Source organism: Brevibacillus sp. JB24b, assembly GCF_051713385.1.
GTDB classification, from domain to species: domain Bacteria; phylum Bacillota; class Bacilli; order Brevibacillales; family Brevibacillaceae; genus Brevibacillus_B; species Brevibacillus_B laterosporus.
Map to the genome: position 1 here is coordinate 4,345,779 of NZ_JBNVQV010000001.1, position 16,713 is coordinate 4,362,491.

20 protein-coding genes are annotated in these 16,713 nt (G+C 41.3%); 6 read left to right on the forward strand and 14 right to left on the reverse strand.

Annotated features, from left to right (window positions below):
* Positions 1–166: 166 nt before the first annotated feature.
* The gene (locus tag ACQV1I_RS20245; protein WP_116334258.1) at positions 167–1,135 is read right to left on the reverse strand and encodes a helix-turn-helix transcriptional regulator; all 969 of its coding nucleotides are present in this window, start codon (positions 1,133–1,135) and stop codon (positions 167–169) included.
* 139 nt (positions 1,136–1,274) lie between these two features.
* On the opposite strand from ACQV1I_RS20245, the gene modA reads away from it, so the two are divergent.
* From modA to ACQV1I_RS20260, 3 genes are read left to right on the forward strand one after another with little or no spacing between them, the layout of a single operon-like run.
* A complete protein-coding gene (gene modA / locus ACQV1I_RS20250; RefSeq protein ID WP_116334259.1) occupies positions 1,275–2,105 on the forward strand; it encodes a molybdate ABC transporter substrate-binding protein in 831 nt (276 codons plus the stop codon).
* A 53-nt stretch (positions 2,106–2,158) separates the two neighbouring features.
* Positions 2,159–2,848 carry a molybdate ABC transporter permease subunit gene (modB, locus tag ACQV1I_RS20255; protein WP_018671725.1) on the forward strand — a complete coding sequence of 230 codons (690 nt, stop codon included), beginning with the start codon at positions 2,159–2,161 and terminating at the stop codon, positions 2,846–2,848.
* A gap of 30 nt (positions 2,849–2,878) precedes the next feature.
* Positions 2,879–3,556: an ATP-binding cassette domain-containing protein gene (locus ACQV1I_RS20260; protein WP_116334260.1), complete on the forward strand. Its 678-nt coding sequence runs from the start codon at positions 2,879–2,881 to the stop codon at positions 3,554–3,556.
* Between the two features lie 110 nt (positions 3,557–3,666).
* Here ACQV1I_RS20260 and ACQV1I_RS20265 read toward each other — a convergent pair whose 3' ends face one another.
* From ACQV1I_RS20265 to ACQV1I_RS20290, 6 genes are all read right to left on the reverse strand, one after another.
* Entirely contained in the window at positions 3,667–4,614 is a 948-nt protein-coding gene (locus ACQV1I_RS20265) for a 3'-5' exoribonuclease YhaM family protein (protein WP_116334261.1), read from the reverse strand.
* A gap of 2 nt (positions 4,615–4,616) precedes the next feature.
* Positions 4,617–5,096 carry a YkvA family protein gene (locus tag ACQV1I_RS20270; protein ID WP_094701084.1) on the reverse strand — a complete coding sequence of 160 codons (480 nt, stop codon included), beginning with the start codon at positions 5,094–5,096 and terminating at the stop codon, positions 4,617–4,619.
* Positions 5,089–5,715: a DedA family protein gene (locus ACQV1I_RS20275; protein ID WP_116334262.1), complete on the reverse strand. Its 627-nt coding sequence runs from the start codon at positions 5,713–5,715 to the stop codon at positions 5,089–5,091. The genes ACQV1I_RS20270 and ACQV1I_RS20275 overlap by 8 nt, the downstream gene beginning before the upstream one ends.
* Before the next feature lie 195 nt (positions 5,716–5,910).
* Positions 5,911–6,150, reverse strand: coding sequence for a hypothetical protein (locus ACQV1I_RS20280; RefSeq protein ID WP_094701082.1), 240 nt, complete (start codon positions 6,148–6,150; stop codon positions 5,911–5,913).
* A gap of 165 nt (positions 6,151–6,315) precedes the next feature.
* Positions 6,316–6,486, reverse strand: a complete 171-nt coding sequence (locus tag ACQV1I_RS20285; RefSeq protein ID WP_181022778.1) for a hypothetical protein — start codon at positions 6,484–6,486, stop codon at positions 6,316–6,318.
* An 84-nt stretch (positions 6,487–6,570) separates the two neighbouring features.
* Complete coding sequence (locus ACQV1I_RS20290) at positions 6,571–6,936, reverse strand: PspC domain-containing protein (protein WP_018671718.1); 366 nt, start codon at positions 6,934–6,936, stop codon at positions 6,571–6,573.
* 121 nt (positions 6,937–7,057) lie between these two features.
* On the opposite strand from ACQV1I_RS20290, the gene ACQV1I_RS20295 reads away from it, so the two are divergent.
* Complete coding sequence (locus ACQV1I_RS20295) at positions 7,058–7,429, forward strand: hypothetical protein (protein WP_094701081.1); 372 nt, start codon at positions 7,058–7,060, stop codon at positions 7,427–7,429.
* Between the two features lie 133 nt (positions 7,430–7,562).
* Here ACQV1I_RS20295 and ACQV1I_RS20300 read toward each other — a convergent pair whose 3' ends face one another.
* On the reverse strand, positions 7,563–8,123 hold the full coding sequence (locus ACQV1I_RS20300) for a GbsR/MarR family transcriptional regulator (RefSeq protein WP_094701080.1): 561 nt from the start codon (positions 8,121–8,123) through the stop codon (positions 7,563–7,565).
* A 289-nt stretch (positions 8,124–8,412) separates the two neighbouring features.
* On the opposite strand from ACQV1I_RS20300, the gene ACQV1I_RS20305 reads away from it, so the two are divergent.
* Positions 8,413–9,609 carry a quaternary amine ABC transporter ATP-binding protein gene (locus tag ACQV1I_RS20305; RefSeq protein ID WP_116334263.1) on the forward strand — a complete coding sequence of 399 codons (1,197 nt, stop codon included), beginning with the start codon at positions 8,413–8,415 and terminating at the stop codon, positions 9,607–9,609.
* Positions 9,609–11,345 (forward strand): ABC transporter permease/substrate binding protein, encoded by a 1,737-nt coding sequence (locus tag ACQV1I_RS20310; RefSeq protein ID WP_094701078.1) that lies wholly within the window; start codon positions 9,609–9,611, stop codon positions 11,343–11,345. The genes ACQV1I_RS20305 and ACQV1I_RS20310 overlap by 1 nt, the downstream gene beginning before the upstream one ends.
* A 38-nt stretch (positions 11,346–11,383) precedes the next feature.
* Here the strand turns inward: ACQV1I_RS20310 and ACQV1I_RS20315 are convergent, their stop codons facing one another.
* The 6 genes from ACQV1I_RS20315 to opp4C form a co-directional block, all read right to left on the reverse strand.
* The gene (locus tag ACQV1I_RS20315; RefSeq protein ID WP_116334264.1) at positions 11,384–12,007 is read right to left on the reverse strand and encodes a flavin reductase family protein; all 624 of its coding nucleotides are present in this window, start codon (positions 12,005–12,007) and stop codon (positions 11,384–11,386) included.
* A 21-nt stretch (positions 12,008–12,028) separates the two neighbouring features.
* Positions 12,029–13,192: a homogentisate 1,2-dioxygenase gene (locus tag ACQV1I_RS20320; protein WP_094701077.1), complete on the reverse strand. Its 1,164-nt coding sequence runs from the start codon at positions 13,190–13,192 to the stop codon at positions 12,029–12,031.
* A 15-nt stretch (positions 13,193–13,207) separates the two neighbouring features.
* Positions 13,208–14,158, reverse strand: coding sequence for a fumarylacetoacetate hydrolase family protein (locus ACQV1I_RS20325; RefSeq protein WP_116334276.1), 951 nt, complete (start codon positions 14,156–14,158; stop codon positions 13,208–13,210).
* A 230-nt stretch (positions 14,159–14,388) separates the two neighbouring features.
* Complete coding sequence (locus ACQV1I_RS20330) at positions 14,389–14,730, reverse strand: DUF3870 domain-containing protein (RefSeq protein WP_018671710.1); 342 nt, start codon at positions 14,728–14,730, stop codon at positions 14,389–14,391.
* Positions 14,731–14,783: 53 nt separating this feature from the next.
* Positions 14,784–15,677, reverse strand: coding sequence for an RluA family pseudouridine synthase (locus ACQV1I_RS20335; RefSeq protein WP_104033314.1), 894 nt, complete (start codon positions 15,675–15,677; stop codon positions 14,784–14,786).
* 122 nt (positions 15,678–15,799) lie between these two features.
* Positions 15,800–16,711: an oligopeptide ABC transporter permease gene (gene opp4C, locus ACQV1I_RS20340; RefSeq protein ID WP_116334265.1), complete on the reverse strand. Its 912-nt coding sequence runs from the start codon at positions 16,709–16,711 to the stop codon at positions 15,800–15,802.
* Positions 16,712–16,713 lie beyond the last annotated feature (2 nt).

Genomic DNA, 16,713 nt, shown 5'->3' on the forward strand with positions numbered 1-16,713 from the left:
AACCTCTCTTTCTTTCCCCTGAAGTTTATTTTGTTATATTATCCAAAAGCTGGATGTAAAAAACGACAAAAAGAGCCCATCTAATGACAGGCTCCTCCATAACACATTCGTATCAAGTTTATACCCTATAGTATACCGGTATTTTGATCATTTGTAAAGTAATTTATCACCAAGAATGGATAGGACCCTTCAGCTTGGTCTGGCCCGTGAGCGTTACATCATATCCCCCGATAGCCTGTAGTTCTTGTTTAAAAGCTTCACTTTGTAACAATTTCAGGAGACTGTTTATCCAATAATGACTCTCTTCCGTCACTAACATTACCAGATCATAGTGCTCTTTGATTAAGGGGATAAACTCCACGTCTACAATCCTAGCAGCTTTTTCAATTCCAATCCCTACGTCAGCCGCCCCCCTCGCCACAGCCGTTGCAACTGCTAAATGACTATGTTCCACATGATCAAAATAGCCAAATAATCGAGATGGATCAAGCTGATGAAGGCGCAATTGCTCATCTAATAGAACTCTCGCTCCAGAACCCGCCTCCCGATTGACTATTCTGACTCCTGACTTTTGTAAATCGGCCCACGTACGTAGCTGTAAGGGGTTCCCCTTCGCTACATATAGACCGGCTTGGCGAGCCATCATATGAACAATCAGGTATGGTCGCCCCGTTAATATACGTTGTACATAAGGTACATTGTAGATCCCGCTGTCTCCATCAAATAGATGTGTACTCACAATATGCGCTTCTCCTCGATAAAGAGAAACCAAGCTATTCAAGCTTCCTTGGTAGGAACGTAGCGCTCTCAGTTGGCCTGTTTGCTTTTCTAGCTGAGAAGCTAACAAATCTAGCGCCATATCCTGTCCACTTATAATAATAGATTGTACTCCACTAGAAGATGGTTGATCAGCTACGATAGGTTTTCCCGCTTGTGAAAAGGAGGGGGTGTAAGCACCTTTTTTCGATTTTGTTTTTTGCTTGTAGGATTCCAGGTCGCTTGCATCTACTCGCATCTGTCTACCAACCCGATAAGCAGACAGCTCCCCCTTCTTAATGAGGTCATATACTGTCAGCTTGGATACTCGCAAAATATTGGCAACTTCTTCTGTCGTATAGGAGATGTTTTGCGTCATGAATAGCCTCCTTTTCAAGTACCGAATCTTCGATAGTAAAAATATCTTATCATAACTAGTAATCCAAGCTATAATGTTCTTAATTAGTTATATCTAAATATAATTAATTATAACTACTTATATTGAAGGAGAGTCTTTCATGTTAACATCACGCAAGAAAAAAACCTTTCTGAGCAGTTTGATCAGTTTCTCCTTATTACTTGCAACAGTAGGCTGTTCCACTCCCGCTCCATCGACCACCCAACCTACTACTGATTCGAAATCCCAACAAACCAAGACGGAAATCTTTGTGTCTGCCGCAGCAAGCATGACCGATGTGCTCCAAGATGTAAAAAAAGAATATGAAACAAACCATCCTGATATTACACTGACCTATAACTTCGGTGGATCAGGTAAACTCGCCCAACAAATTGAACAGGGAGCACCAAGCGATCTCTTCATCTCTGCTAGTTCCAAGGATATGAATACGTTAAAAGATAAAAGCCTGATCATCGAAGACTCCCAAACCGAACTAGTCACAAATGAGATGGTATTAATTGCTCCAAAAGAAAGTACCGTTTCCGTTGATTCATTTGAGAAAATAGTACCTGAGACAGGTAAGCAATTTGCGATTGGTGAGCCTAGCTCCGTCCCAGTCGGTCGTTATACGGAGGAAGCCTTGACAAAATTAGGTCTATGGGAAAAAATGAAGCCAACCATGGTTTATGCAAAAGATGTACGTCAAGTATTAACCTATGTTGAATCAGGTAATGCCGAACTGGGTGTCGTATATAAAAGTGATGCACTTACATCTGATAAGATTAAAATTCTAGCAACTGCCAAGCAAGAGTGGCATAGCCCCATTGTATACCCAGCAGCTATAGTAAACGCTACACAGCATCAAAAGGAAGCTCAAGAATTTTTAACATTCCTCACCGCTGATTTTTCGAAAGCTGCTTTTGAAAAATACGGATTTCATCCTGTAAAATAAGCAATCTTTCAATCATGTATATGTAAAGCAATATAAAGTGAGGGTACTTTTTCATGCCTGACATCTCTTATTCCCCGCTCTACCTGTCGTTGCAGGTAGCGGGGATTTCCACTATCGTTGTATTTATCAGCGGATTATTTATCGCCTATTGGTTCTCGCGTCGTCAATTTTTTGGCAAAAGTATTTTGGAAGCATTGTTTCTATTGCCTCTCGTGCTTCCTCCCACTGTAGTAGGCTTTGGTCTGCTTCTACTGTTTGGTAAAAACGGATTAATAGGTAAATTTTTATTGGAAGCTTTTCAATTTCAAATTGTTTTTACCTGGGTAGGAGCGGTGATCGCCTCTGCTGTGGTCTCATTCCCCCTGATGTATCAAGCCGCTCACGCTGCCTTCCAAAATATGAATCGACGCTACGAGCAAGCAGCTGTTATGCTTGGCGCTTCTGCTTGGAGGGTCTTTTGGACCGTCACGTTTCCTTTGTGCTGGCCCGGGCTTTTGGCTGGACTTGTGCTTTCCTTTGCAAGAGCGCTGGGTGAATTCGGAGCAACACTCATGTTAGCTGGTAATATTCCTGGGAAAACGGAAACACTTCCCATCGCCATCTATTTTGCCGTCGAGGGTGGGCGTATGGAAATCGCCGCCTTTTGGGTAGCTATTATCGTTGCCATCGGCTTTAGTACCATACTTTGGCTTAACTGGTGGAGTAAACATACATTAAATCGTCATACGCAGTTTAAAGATTAGAAGTCACTTTTATGTAGATGAGGTATTTCCATGCTACAGGTCCAACTCATGAAACAACGTGCGCATTTCGCATTAGAAGTATCATTTACTGTTCATAACGAAATTGTCGTCTTGTTTGGTCAATCTGGCTCAGGGAAAACCAGTATCTTGGAATGTATCGCTGGTTTGCTCACTCCAGATGCAGCTCAAATTACACTACACGGACAAGCATTATGCACTCCTGTAAAAAGCGTACCTCCCCAAAAACGAAATATCGGATATGTCTTTCAGGACTATGCATTGTTTCCTCACATGACCGTTGAAAAAAATATTTTGTACGGGATTCATTCCAGAAAACAGGCTGTTGATAAGGCCTTCTTGGAGCAAATCTGCGAAACGCTCGGTATTCGTCATTTGTGGAAAAGCTTTCCTAGTAAAATCTCAGGTGGAGAAAAGCAACGAGTTGCATTGGCTCGTGCTTTAGCAATCAAACCAGATTTATTGCTTTTAGATGAGCCTCTATCAGCCCTAGATCCTGCAACCAGAGCGGAATGTCAGGACGAGTTGCTTCGCTTGCATCAGCTCTGGAACATTCCCGTCTTATTAGTCACACACGATGAGGCAGAAGCGTACAAGCTAGGAAATAGAATCTTGCGCTTACGAACGGGAAGGATAGAGGAGGAAGTATTGCTTCAACCCCCCATGTCCGTTACTCACAAAAAAAGCTGAAGTAGGATACAGCCTACGTCAGCTTTTTTACTATCAATTCCTAATTTATAGGAAGTCTACATCTGTTTACACGCGTTTCCTTTAACAAACATACACTTATCTGTAGTCGTCTAAAAACCTCTCCACACCTTCCGTTTTAACACGGGTGCATATTGCCATTCTTGCTCTTCAGGCATCTCTTGTAAGGTATTTCCTAACGCATTCATTTTACTATCAATTTGATCAAGATAGTGGAAAATGACAGCGGTTGGTGTCTTACCGGAAACAGCGCTTCCCCATCCCATTTCCAAATCGCCATGATGACTTAAAATGCAATGCTTCAGATGCAACACTTCACTATCCTCCAATGGAATATCTAAGTCTGTACATGCTTTCGTCACCATCTCTACTCCCATAACCAAATGACCAATTAACTGTCCTGGAGTCGTATACTCTGGTGCCACTGGATCGGATAGCTCATACAGTTTTCCAATATCGTGTAAGATGCAGGTTGTAAGCAATACATCATGATCTACCTGCGGATATAGCGGTAATAAGCGTTTGCCTAAATCCAATAAAGAGACGATATGCTCCAATAAGCCTGAGTAGTAATGATGGTGCATACGCACACCCGCAGGGAAAGAACGCATCCGTTCATAAACGTCTTCTTTCCCGATCAGATGTGAAATGATGGCTCGCAGTGTTGGGCTTTGAATATCGGATATATGACTTTCCAGCCTTGTCCACAATTCATCTGTCGCATATTTAGAAGTAGGGACTAGAGATTCCATTAAAACCTCGTCCGCAGGCGTAGCATGGCGCACTCGTTGAATGACCAATTGCTTTTTACCACGGTACATTTGGACCTGTGCATCAATTTTAATGATCGATTTTACTTGAAGATTTTCTTTAAGCTCATCCGTGACATCCCAAATCTTTGCAGGCAAGCTACCAGATCTGTCACCGATCTCTACATTCATATATTCGCTCTGGTTACTAGCAACGCCAATTTCTCTACTTTTAACGAGACAAAAGGCGATTACGCGTTCTCCCTCCACATAATCAGCCAAAAATTTCATATCTAATTCCCCTTTGTTTTGTGGAAAAGGAGGGCTTCAATCTTTTTCAAGATATGAGTCCCTACTAAATCATCCGCTTTCGAAATAACATCCGTAATCACCTGTAGCAAGTTATCTTTTCCGTTCCAATGCTCTTGGACAATGACTTGCTCAGTGCTACTAAGAATCTTATGTAAAGCATATACAGCTAGTACTATATCATCTAAATAACCAATAGGCCCTGTAAGAACCTCAGGAATTAAATCTACAGGTGAAATAAAGTAGGCAACGGCAAATGCTGCTGTAGCCTTGGCTTTCGTAGCAACTCGCTTGTCCACTAGCAATCTGGCCAAAAGCACAAATAGATCAGGGGCAAGTAGAATATATTGAGTAGAATCCTCCCGCATGCCTTTGCCACGAATGAACTTCTCCACTTTTTCTCTTAGCTTATCATAAAATCGTTGATGTTTTTTTGGGATCAGCATAATTTGTTCATCATTCATCTGGTTTTCCTCCTGCTCTTTTTTTCCGAACACGCTGATAAATATATACCACAAGAACCACTGCAACAAAGATGAGTAGAATCCAAATAGTCACTTTTTTAATAGCTAATTGGAAGACTCTCTCCCAGCTCTCGCCTAAAATAAAACCTAAACTAACAAACAAAGCCGTCCAAAATGCCCCTCCTGCATAGGCTAAAATAGCAAAGGTACGAAAACGTAACTCTGTAATACCAGCAAAGTAAGCAGTATATTGACGAATCCCTGGCAAAAAATAGCCAATGGGAATGGCCCACTTTCCAAAACGTTGAAACCATTCCTCCGTCTTTTTAAACAATCGATACCCTTTTTCGAAACGCTTCAAGCGCTTTTCTATAAAAGGATGCCCCAATTTAAATCCAATCCAATAAGCTGCCGTCATTGCACTTATGGAGCCTAGATAGCAGACTAAAAAGGTTGGTAGAAAATACAGGTCTCCCCTAGATACTAAAAACCCTGAAAACACCAGAAGCGTCTCCTCAGGAACAGGTAAGCCAATCAAGCCAAAAAAGAATAGTCCATATAGAGCAAAGTAACCATATTGTGAGATATATCCGCCAAAATGATTAATAAATTCATTCATTCAGGTCTTCCCTTTCCTTTCTCTATATATCGTGCCAAATCATAGCAAGTAAGTTCAAGTTGTCTTTATCTACCCAATATGACGTCCTTGTCCACCATTGGTTGCATACAAATGCACAACATGTTTGCTTATAAATTGGCTACAATAAAAAAGAAAGGAACCACGCTCCATAATGCGCTGGTCCCTTTCATGACTTTATTTTGCTTGTTGGTCGCGAGCAAATGCATTACGTTCACGGAGAACTACCATAATTTCGCTAACCGTATGTTTGTTATGAATCATTGTCATAACATGTTCAACGTCTTCTTTTTCTAAACCGGTCGCGATTAGACTTTCTTTTAAAAGAACGTCGTTGTTGCGACGGAAAAAGGATTGCAACGTTCGCAATACACGCCCTTCAAAATGCGTCTTTAACAATAGTTCAGTCGTTGACATTAACTTCCACCTCATCCTACAGTATAGAAACTATTATCTCCCAAACTGCCCAAGGAATCAACCTTCTGTCCATAACCTTATGTATTGCCAGCTTTAGACAGTAAATATACTTCCTTACAAACTCAAAAGAGGCTACATAATCCCTTGTGCCTCTTTTGCATGTCATTATTTGCTTGTAACTGATGGACATGTTGTCAGCATCTCTTCTAACACTTGGACATCATTTTCTAAACCACGAACGTCTTCTTCTAGCATCTTAAGCAGATGCTTTTTATCCCGAAGCATCTTTCGTGTTTGATCTAAGCGCTCTTGCATATCAAAAACACCGATATACACTATCGTTTCCCTCCCTATGTAAGATCCAATGAACCACCTTACATCATATGCAACGACAGCATATTGTTTCCACTTTCTTTTGCATCAGGACTGATATTTTTCTAATTCCGCACGAAGCCGTTTTATTTCTTGACGCATTGCGGCTTTTTCCAGTCGCTCCATTTCTTGATCTAAACCTTTATCATAGTTTGTTTTTTCATAGAAAGGTTCTTGATAAAATCCTGATGCAAATTCAGGCTGTGGTCGCTGATAACGTGCCTGCTCCCACATTGGTTCTTTTGGCATGATGAAAGCAAGTAAGAAGTACAGCAATAATGGCACCCCTGTAAAAAAGGTGACAACAGCGGTTACCAAACGTAGTAATGTCGCATCAATTCCTAGATAAGCAGCGAAACCGCCACAAACCCCAAAGATTTTTTTATCAGATTGGGACCGATAGATACGATTCATAATAAGCGCATCCCCTCTCAATATATATACCTGTTCTTGATACTACTAGGATACCGAAATCAGCTACTGTTCAAAACTGGCTAGAGTGGGATTTTTCCTCCGTCTATAGGCGGAGACAGGCTTGCATAAAAAGGATCAGGTTGCTCACGCTATTGATGAGGTGATCAATGTGAGTAAGACAAAAGCAATAACCGTATTGTGTATTGGCCTAGGATTGCTTTGTGTAGCTGGCTGTGATAGGAACCATTCAAGTCAAATACAAGGCATACCAGCTACCATTAAATCTAATCCGCATGTCTATTTTTTACAAAGTCATCCACAAACAGCAACAAATCAAGATAACTTTACTCCATATGGTATGCCGGTAAATTCAGGGAGTGGGACAGATTATGATTTGGTTGTTAGACCTGAATCCGTGTCCGATTACGGAGGTTTGTTCGGGAAAAAACAAATCATTTTGACGAATAACCCAAATTCTCCCTATCACAAATAACAGCAAGCTAAAGTAAAAACTCTTTATAAATGTTTTTGAGGAAGCAATATATGGGTACAAATAAATTAGTATTTCTTTTGGAGCAAACAAAAAACGCTAAGGACTCCCTCAGCGCTACACTTGTATTGTCGTATTACTCATCCTCCTTAGGTAAGAAAGTAAATATCTCACCTGTTTCAAAGGAACGGATTAATTTTTCTAACCACTTATAATAAGACAGTGCATGTTGCATTTTAAGCATATCACCCTTAATTAAATAGTGAGCTTGAGGATTGTCTCCGTACTTATCTAACAGAATTTGTAGTTCTCTGAGGGACTTGTGCAAATGATGCACATTGCTTTCCATTGATTTGCGCCAACGAATCGAAAAGTAATCACCCAGATTTTGATGCCAATCTGGTTCTGTTTCATAAAGATCTTTACGAGAACCTTTGCTCCAAACTTTGTTGACCATTTTCAGATCTATCAGGGTTCGCATTCCAGTACTCATACTGGTTTTGCTCATTCCCATCTTCTGACCCATTTCGTCAAGAGTAACTGGGCCTTGTGAAAAGTACATCATGCCATACAAATGACCAACTGATTGCGTCACTCCAAATAAATCCATGTTTTTACCAACCGTTTCAATCATACGATGGCGCGTTTTTTGAACGGCAACCTGAAGCTCTTCAGGAAGTCCTTCAAATTCATCCATTGTTGTTTACCTCCTAGGACAGGTCAAACTTCATCTTTCATTATATCGATTTTATTGTAGGAGGCAACCATACCCCAGTAAAGGACTGGGTATAGGTGAAATTTTACGAAAAATGGAGTATACTGTACATAAAGTGCGTAAAGTTTTTTCTGTACGTACTTGATCAAGTTATTTCCTGTTTGCTCATGTTCATACATTTTTCATACACTTATCGGAGCGTTTAGTTACTAAATTAAACGTTTTCTCTGGGAGCAAAAGAAAGAAATTACCAGAAGAAGGGAGTGTCTTCATGCCAATTATTGAAGTCAAAAACTTAACAAAGGTATTTGGACGTGATCCAAAAAAAGTAATACCTCTGCTCAAAGAGGGCTGGACAAAAGAAAAAATCCTCAAAGAGACAAAAATGACTGTGGGGGTAAATCAAGCTTCTTTTTCCATAGAGGCTGGAGAAATATTCGTTATAATGGGGCTGTCCGGTAGTGGTAAATCCACATTAGTACGACTACTAAATCGTCTAATTGAGCCGACAGATGGCCATGTGTTTATTAATGGAAAGGATATCGTGTCCTTAAATCATGAGGATCTTCGTGATGTACGCCGTAAAAATATTACAATGGTTTTCCAAAAATTTGCTCTTTTTCCACATCGTACAGTATTGGAGAATGCAGAGTATGGTTTGGAAGTATCTGGCATACCTAAAGCAGAAAGACAAGAAAAAGCAATGAAATCCCTAGAATTGGTTGGTTTAAAAGGCTGGGAAAACTCTTTACCCGATCAGCTTAGCGGTGGTATGCAACAACGTGTCGGTCTTGCTCGTGGATTAGCTAATGATCCTGATGTATTGTTGATGGATGAAGCCTTTAGTGCCCTTGATCCTTTGATACGCAAAGAGATGCAAGATGAACTATTAGAATTACAAACAAAAATGAAAAAAACCATTATTTTTATCACGCATGATTTGGATGAAGCATTACGGATTGGTGACCGTATTGCCTTAATGAAGGATGGAAATGTCGTCCAGGTTGGAACACCGGAAGAAATTTTGACCAACCCGGCTAATAAATATGTAGAACGCTTTGTAGAGGACGTAGACCTGTCCAAGGTACTCACAGCTACTCATGTTATGAAACGCCCTGAAACCATTACATTGGAACGTGGCCCGCGTGTTGCTTTGCAATTTATGCAAGAACGTGGTGTATCTACTTTATACGTGGTAGACACACATAAACGTTTATTAGGAGCCATTACTGCTGATGATGCCGTTCAAGCAGTGAAAGAGGGTAAAAAGCTAGCGGATATTCTAATAAAGGAAGAGGTTCCTACTGTTGCTCCTGATACGGTGCTCAATGATCTCTTTGATATCGTAAGCTCTACTCGGGTCCCTGTAGCAGTTGTAGATGAGGGAAATCGATTGCAGGGAATTATCATTCGCGGAGCCGTACTAGCCGCACTCTCAGGCAACACAGAAGGCGGTGAAACAGTATAATGAATATGTTTAAAATTCCTTTAGGTTCATGGATTGAATCATTAGAAGCATGGTTCGATGCTTCCTTTGGTCCTTTATTTGCAGTGATTAGTGCTATTATTGGCGGTTTGGTTAGCGGTTTTGAGTGGCTATTTATTAATATTCCTGCTCTGCTCTTTATCGTCTTGTTCTCCCTGATTATATATTTTGTAGCACGCTGGAAAATGGCTCTCTTCTCTTTATTGGGCTTACTCCTCATATATAACCTTGGTTATTGGCCACAAACAATGATGACGTTAGCCCAGGTTCTGACGGCAGCCATGATTTCTATTCTTCTTGGGGTGCCGATTGGGATTTGGTGCGCAAAGAAAAATACGGTTCAAAACATCGTTACACCAATTCTAGATTTCATGCAGACCATGCCAGCATTCGTATATCTGCTACCAGCGGTTACGTTCTTTTCACTAGGCGTGGTACCAGGTGTTATCGCTTCTGTTATCTTTGCAATTCCTCCAACGATTCGCCTAACGAATCTAGGGATTCGACAAGTCCCTGAGGATTTAGTGGAAGCAGCAGATGCATTTGGCTCTACCCCTATGCAAAAATTAATCAAGCTGCAATTCCCATTAGCCATTCCTTCCATTATGGCTGGGATTAACCAGACCATTATGCTGTCGCTATCAATGGTTGTTATTTCATCCATGATCGGGGCACAAGGCTTGGGTTCGGATGTTTACCGTGCCGTTACACAAACAAAGACCGGTGTAGGCTTTGAAGCAGGGATTGCTGTTGTTATTCTAGCCATCATTTTAGATCGATTTACCCAAACGCTCATTAAAGGACAAGAGAAGAAATCAGCAAAGGCTACTGTGAAACATCGTAGGCCATTGATTTTAGCTTCAGTTGCCATTTTGGTTATTTCTAGCATTGTAAATGGTGTAGTTGGTCATGGAGGCAATGCGAAAAACATTACCCTTTCCTATGTAGCATGGGATTCTGAAATTGCTAGTACACATGTAGTCAAACAAGTGCTAGAACAAAAATTAGGTTATCAAGTTAATATGTTGCAGGTCGAAGCAGGTCCAATGTGGACAGGTGTTGCTACCAAAAGTGCTGATGCCCTTGTTGCTGCTTGGCTACCGAAAACGCACGCTAGCTTCTACGCTAAAAATAAAGATCATGTAGAAGACTTAGGAGCAAATTTAGAAGGTACACGACTTGGTTTGGTTGTTCCAGAATATATGAATATCACGTCTATTCAAGACTTAAGACGTTCTGATATAAAAGATGCTACCAAAGCAACGATTATTGGTATTGAACCTGGGGCTGGTCTGATGTCGGCAGCTACTAAAATGCTCCAGGATTATCAACTAACGGATTGGACTCTAATGGAGGCTTCATCCGCGGCAATGGCTACTGAGCTACAAAAAGCGTATAGCCAGCAAAAACCAATTGTTGTCACAGGCTGGACACCACATTGGATGTTCGCCAAAATGAAATTAAAGTATCTTGACGATCCCAAAAATGCATTTGGTGAAGATGAACAAATTCACACGATCGTCCGCTTAGGATTACAAGAGGACTTACCAGATGCGTATCAATTCCTGCGCCAGTTTAAATGGACTCCGGATGATATGGCTCAAGTAATGGTTCGTATTCAGGAAGGCATCGAGCCCGATGATGCAGCCAACGAATGGATTTCGGCTCACCCAGATATAGTAGAAAAATGGCTGGCGGGTATTGAACTCAAGAAATAAAATAAAAGGCATCCTCACTTCAGAGGGTGCCTTTTTGCTTACAAATATTTCTTTGGATCATACACAGGTCGAGGATGATCAAACAATTCACCTAACGTAGCATACGTATGCCCTGCTAAACGGCTAACAGGAGCAAATTTTTCAGCATCGATTTTTCCATTAAAATACATGGAATCATCGACATGCACATGCACAACCTCGCCAATGATTAAATCAGAAGCAGCAGGCTCACCTAAAGTAACAATCTGGTGTAGCTTGCATTCAAAATGGATGCGAGATAACGCTAACCTCGGTACCTTTATTGCTTGAGAAGGGACCAGATCAAGCCCTAGCGCCTCTGCCTCACTTTGATCAGCTGGAAAGTCGGCTGAAGTTTCATTAACCAACGCAACATTATGCACATCTACTGTGTTAACGACAAATTCTTTTGTTTCAGAAATATTTCGAGCTGTATCCTTCATTACCTGACCCGGTTTACGCGAAACCGATATGGATATCATCATCGGTTCAATACAAGCAACATTAAAATAACTAAATGGAGCTGCATTTACCACACCTAGCTGATTATGCGATGTAACCCAGGCAATGGGACGAGGAATTATGCCACCTATTAGTAATTTATATTTTTCTTGTCTATCTAAATCGCTTATTTGTAACTCCACACGCCATTCCTCCTTTTTACCTTATTCTTTTACAGGTAACCAGCTATACATATAAGCTGTATCCTCTACTGCGAGAGCCTGTTTTGTTGCTTTTAACGGACGGAATGTATCTAGCATGACCGCCAACTCTTTCGTCTCTTTTTTACCGATGCTTGCTTCGATCTTACCCGGATGTGGCCCATGAGGAATACCCATTGGATGTAGCGTTATGGAGCCTTCTACCACACCTTTGCGACTCATAAAGTTACCATCCACATAGTACAGTACTTCGTCACTCTCTACGTTACTGTGGTAATACGGTGCTGGAATAGCCTGCGGATGATAATCATATAAACGCGGGACAAAGGAACAAATCACAAAATTCTGACCAGCAAATGTTTGATGAACTGGAGGTGGCTGATGCACCCGACCCGTTATCGGTTCAAAATCATGAATACTCAGTGCATAGGGGAACAAATAACCATCCCAACCAACAACATCGAACGGATGAAAATCAAACGTATAACTATATAATGTTTGATTTTGTTTGACTCGAACTTCAAAGCTACCTTCTTCATCGTAGGTTTCCAATCGCTCTGGCAGACGCATATCCCGCTCACAAAATGGAGAATGTTCCAATAATTGTCCATGTTCGTTTCGATAGCGTTTAGGTGGAACAATTTCATTTTGAGATTCAATCACAAGGAAACGAGTCTCTTCCGTTGATGGCACAATTCGATAGGTCGTCCCAATCGGAATAACCAAATAATCTCCAGGCCGATACGTAATTGTGCCAAAGATGGTTTGAAGTTCTCCCTCGCCCTTATGAACGAAGACTACCTCGTCTCCTTCCGAGTTCCGATAATAATAATCCATTTTTTCAGTTGGTGAACAGACAGCCATCACCACATCATCATTTCCCAATAAGTAACGACGTCCAAGAATAGGGTCTCCACCTTTTGGAGCGTCAAAGCTCAAAAAATGCTGATGACGCAGCTCCTCTCGCTCAACATATTCCATATCAATAGTAGCAATTTTTTTTACTTCCGTCACTTGTGTAGGAGGATTGTGATGATACAAAATGGATTGAATTCCAGAGAATCCTTTTGTTCCCATTAACTGCTCACGGTACAACTCACCATTTGGTTTGAAAAATGTGGTATGACGCTTGTGTGGTACTTCACCCATTTTTGCGTAAAATGGCATGAATCATTCCTCCCCTTATTTTTCTATAATAGTATTGCGCAACATACCCAGATGATCGATTTCCAATTCAACAACATCTCCTGGCTGTAGCCAATTGTACTGTTCTCCACCGCCTAATTCTAACAAGCATCCACTACCTACCGTGCCCGAGCCGATAACATCTCCAGGGTACAAAAAACAAGCTTCGGAAGCACGGGCAATCATTTGGGCAAATGTATAATAGATATCTACAAAGTTTCCCTGTGAGTACTTTTTGCCATTTATGCTCGCCGTCATTTGTAAATCATAGCGATTGCCTTTTAAGGAGGGGATAAGACGGCCTTGTAGTTCATCAACAGTAACTAACCAAGGACCCGTGGAGGTTGCAAAATCCTTTGCCTTGGCAGGACCAAGCCCCACTTTCACTTCTTCTCGTTGAATATCGCGTGCACTCCAGTCATTTAGAATCATAAAGCCAGCGATATACTCGTCTGCTTTTTCTATGGGTATATCAATCCCTTTTTTACTAATGACACAAGCGATCTCTAACTCGTAATCCAAAGACATCGTTTGCTTGGGGATAGTGATACTAGCTTCTGTACCGACAAACGCAGCTGGATTTGAAAAATAAAAGACGGGTAGCTGATACCACTCAGGGACCATCTCAAGGTCTCGACGCTGCCGACACGTTTTTACATGCTGCTCAAAGGCATAAAAATCTCGGAAACTGGGCGGTCGAGGGATAGGAGCACCAAGCTGTACCTCTTCCATAGGAATAAAACCGCCATACTCTACTCGCTGTTGTTCAAGTAAACATGGGTACCATTTGTCCCATTCGTCTAATACACCCTGCATGGTAGATGGAGCACCTTTCACTGCATGAGCTATGTCGATTATTCCCTTACCTACATACAAGCCAGCACGCCATTCCAACTGATTTCCTATCGATGTAATCTCCACTTTTCGTTGATAACTAACTAATTTCATGACTTCACCTCCTATTTTATACATAAACAAAAAAACCAGTTGCACATAAAACCACACAAGAAAAACCAAAAGGAATCCTCCTTTCGAGTCACTTATTGTATGGCAGTATGAGCAACTGGCTTATGTCTACTTCATTGAGAAAAATCTTCTTAGGATTTATTCCCCATAAACACCCAGTGCCTCTCTGCTATCTTATTACATATTCAAGGTATCTAAGATTTATGTGTTACTCATTGCTTACCTTCCAAATATCGATCCAGTGCAGAGCGGAGAGCTTGCAACACTGTCCCTTGTGTCGGGACCAAAGCTCGTTTGCGAATGGTTGCCTGTAGCTTATCCCATTCTAATGGCAAGCATACACCGATTACCAATCCCCGAATAAACTCTTCATTTAACCCCATTAAAAAAGTAAATGATGCATCAACTACTTGGTCCGTTCGACTATCAATCACTAACGAACAGGCAAACATCTTTTGGGTATCTGTCAAAGGTGTTCCCTTAGGTAATTGAGCAAATCCTGTGGCTAAAATGTAAGCGTCGTCGGTATAACGAGGTAGGGGCACATTTGCCATGATCCCTCCCCCCCTTCTTCCATAATAAAGCAAATGCTTTACTTTGACTAGAACTATTCTGAACATTCTACAATTTTCTGCATATCTTCTGGAAGTGGCTCTGTTAGATATATTTCTTCACCAGTTCGTGGATGTTTAAATCGTAGCTCAAAGGCATGTAACGCTTGTCTTGCAATGAGCTCACGTCTTCCTCCATATAGATCATCTCCAAGCAATGGATAACCTAAATAACTCATATGGACACGTATCTGATGTGTTCGTCCTGTTTCTAATTGTAGCTGAATATGGCTCATGTCATCTGAGCTTTGCAAAACTTGATAGTGTGTCACCGCCTGCTGTCCATCTGGGCGAACCTCCCGCTCTACAATGGACCCCTCTTTGCGGCCAATTGGTGCATCAACTACTCCACTTTGCGTGGTTACACATCCATGAACGAGAGCTTGGTAACGTCTTTTTAAGCTCCGATCTTTTTGCATACGTGAGAATCGGTCATGCGCCCACTGATTTTTAGCAATAATAATTAGCCCAGTGGTATCCTTATCTAATCTACTCACTGGACGAAATTTACGACGTTCTCCCTTTTGCTGCCAGTAATGTATGACACCATTTGCCAAGGTACCTGTTACATGCATGCCAGTAGGGTGGACTACTATTCCGGGAGGCTTAGCTAGTACTAAAACATCCTCGTCTTCATATCGAATCTGTAAATCCATTGCCTCGGGCTCAAGGTTTTCAGATTCTTCCTCATCCATCCAGATCGTAATAATATCTCCTGCTTCTACAATTCTTGTTACAAAAGCAAGCTCTCCATTTATCTGTATTTCACCACTGAATTTAGCTCGGATCAACAGTTTACGAGATATCTCGTAGTCTTTTTGTAGAACCTCTCGCAAACTTCGACCTGCCTGTTGCTCACTTGCATGAAAACGTAATAACAGCTCTTTCATATTTATATCCTCGCTCTGAGAAATGATTACCGTTAGTATAGCACAAAAGCCCTCCTCACTCTGCGTCCTCTAAAGAGAAAACAGTGCAAGAAGAGCTTCGTCTAAGATAGTTGTGTATTTTGCTAGCGTAGTGATTTCGGATTAAAAGCGTCTTTTAATCCTTCTCCTACGAAGTTAATCGCCAAAATTGTCAACGTAATACAAGCACCTGCTGGTAGCCAAATCCACCATTGTTGTTCAATTACTTCTGGAGAGACTGCATCTGACATGATATTCCCCCACGATGGTACGTTAGAAGGAACACCAAATCCTAAGAAACTAAGCCCTGTCTCTACTACGATCATGGAAGCCAACAGATAAACCCCTTGTACAATGATAGTGGAGATAACATTAGGTAAAATATGCTTGATAATAACCTGTGCGGGCGTACATCCAATTGAGACAGCACTATGCACATATTCGTTCTCTTTTTCTGCTAAAATCTTTCCGCGTACCATCCTCGCGGTAGACCCCCAACTAAGTACGCTGACCACTGTAATAAGTGTCAATACACCCGAGGCCGTAAAGACTGAGTTTAATACGATAACGAAAATGAGAAACGGAAATGTAATAATAAAATCCGTAAAACGCATAAGTAAATTGTCCACCACTCCGCCAAAATAACCAGCCATAGACCCTATTAGGGTACCGAAGATCACGACAAATAAGGTAATGGAGAGACCAATAGTGAGCGAAATTTGTCCACCATATAAAAGGCGTGTATAAACATCACGTCCCCCTTTATCTGTACCTAGCCAATGCTCAGAACTAGGGGCTTGGTTCAAATTGCGGATATCAATCTTAATGGGATCATAATGAGTCAAAAGGTCTGCTAAAAAACAGATTAGAAAGATCAATGCTAGAAAAATGATACTAGCGATTGCCAGCTTATTTTTTGTAAACTTGCGCATTCCGATAGACCATGGAGAAGTTCCCCGACGCTTCCCCTGATGAGCAGAAGCCTCTGGACTGTTAGTTGTAATTACGGGTTCCATAC

What these genes read in the sequence shown, in the direction of transcription:
- ACQV1I_RS20245 (WP_116334258.1), bottom strand. Translation starts at nt 1,135, where the DNA reads ATGACGCAAAACATCTCCTATACGACAGAAGAAGTTGCCAATATTTTG.
- modA (WP_116334259.1), top strand. Translation starts at nt 1,275, where the DNA reads ATGTTAACATCACGCAAGAAAAAAACCTTTCTGAGCAGTTTGATCAGT.
- modB (WP_018671725.1), top strand. Translation starts at nt 2,159, where the DNA reads ATGCCTGACATCTCTTATTCCCCGCTCTACCTGTCGTTGCAGGTAGCG.
- ACQV1I_RS20260 (WP_116334260.1), top strand. Translation starts at nt 2,879, where the DNA reads ATGCTACAGGTCCAACTCATGAAACAACGTGCGCATTTCGCATTAGAA.
- ACQV1I_RS20265 (WP_116334261.1), bottom strand. Translation starts at nt 4,614, where the DNA reads ATGAAATTTTTGGCTGATTATGTGGAGGGAGAACGCGTAATCGCCTTT.
- ACQV1I_RS20270 (WP_094701084.1), bottom strand. Translation starts at nt 5,096, where the DNA reads ATGAATGATGAACAAATTATGCTGATCCCAAAAAAACATCAACGATTT.
- ACQV1I_RS20275 (WP_116334262.1), bottom strand. Translation starts at nt 5,715, where the DNA reads ATGAATGAATTTATTAATCATTTTGGCGGATATATCTCACAATATGGT.
- ACQV1I_RS20280 (WP_094701082.1), bottom strand. Translation starts at nt 6,150, where the DNA reads ATGTCAACGACTGAACTATTGTTAAAGACGCATTTTGAAGGGCGTGTA.
- ACQV1I_RS20290 (WP_018671718.1), bottom strand. Translation starts at nt 6,936, where the DNA reads ATGAATCGTATCTATCGGTCCCAATCTGATAAAAAAATCTTTGGGGTT.
- ACQV1I_RS20300 (WP_094701080.1), bottom strand. Translation starts at nt 8,123, where the DNA reads ATGGATGAATTTGAAGGACTTCCTGAAGAGCTTCAGGTTGCCGTTCAA.
- ACQV1I_RS20305 (WP_116334263.1), top strand. Translation starts at nt 8,413, where the DNA reads ATGCCAATTATTGAAGTCAAAAACTTAACAAAGGTATTTGGACGTGAT.
- ACQV1I_RS20310 (WP_094701078.1), top strand. Translation starts at nt 9,609, where the DNA reads ATGAATATGTTTAAAATTCCTTTAGGTTCATGGATTGAATCATTAGAA.
- ACQV1I_RS20320 (WP_094701077.1), bottom strand. Translation starts at nt 13,192, where the DNA reads ATGCCATTTTACGCAAAAATGGGTGAAGTACCACACAAGCGTCATACC.
- ACQV1I_RS20325 (WP_116334276.1), bottom strand. Translation starts at nt 14,158, where the DNA reads ATGAAATTAGTTAGTTATCAACGAAAAGTGGAGATTACATCGATAGGA.
- ACQV1I_RS20330 (WP_018671710.1), bottom strand. Translation starts at nt 14,730, where the DNA reads ATGGCAAATGTGCCCCTACCTCGTTATACCGACGACGCTTACATTTTA.
- ACQV1I_RS20335 (WP_104033314.1), bottom strand. Translation starts at nt 15,677, where the DNA reads ATGAAAGAGCTGTTATTACGTTTTCATGCAAGTGAGCAACAGGCAGGT.
- opp4C (WP_116334265.1), bottom strand. Translation starts at nt 16,711, where the DNA reads ATGGAACCCGTAATTACAACTAACAGTCCAGAGGCTTCTGCTCATCAG.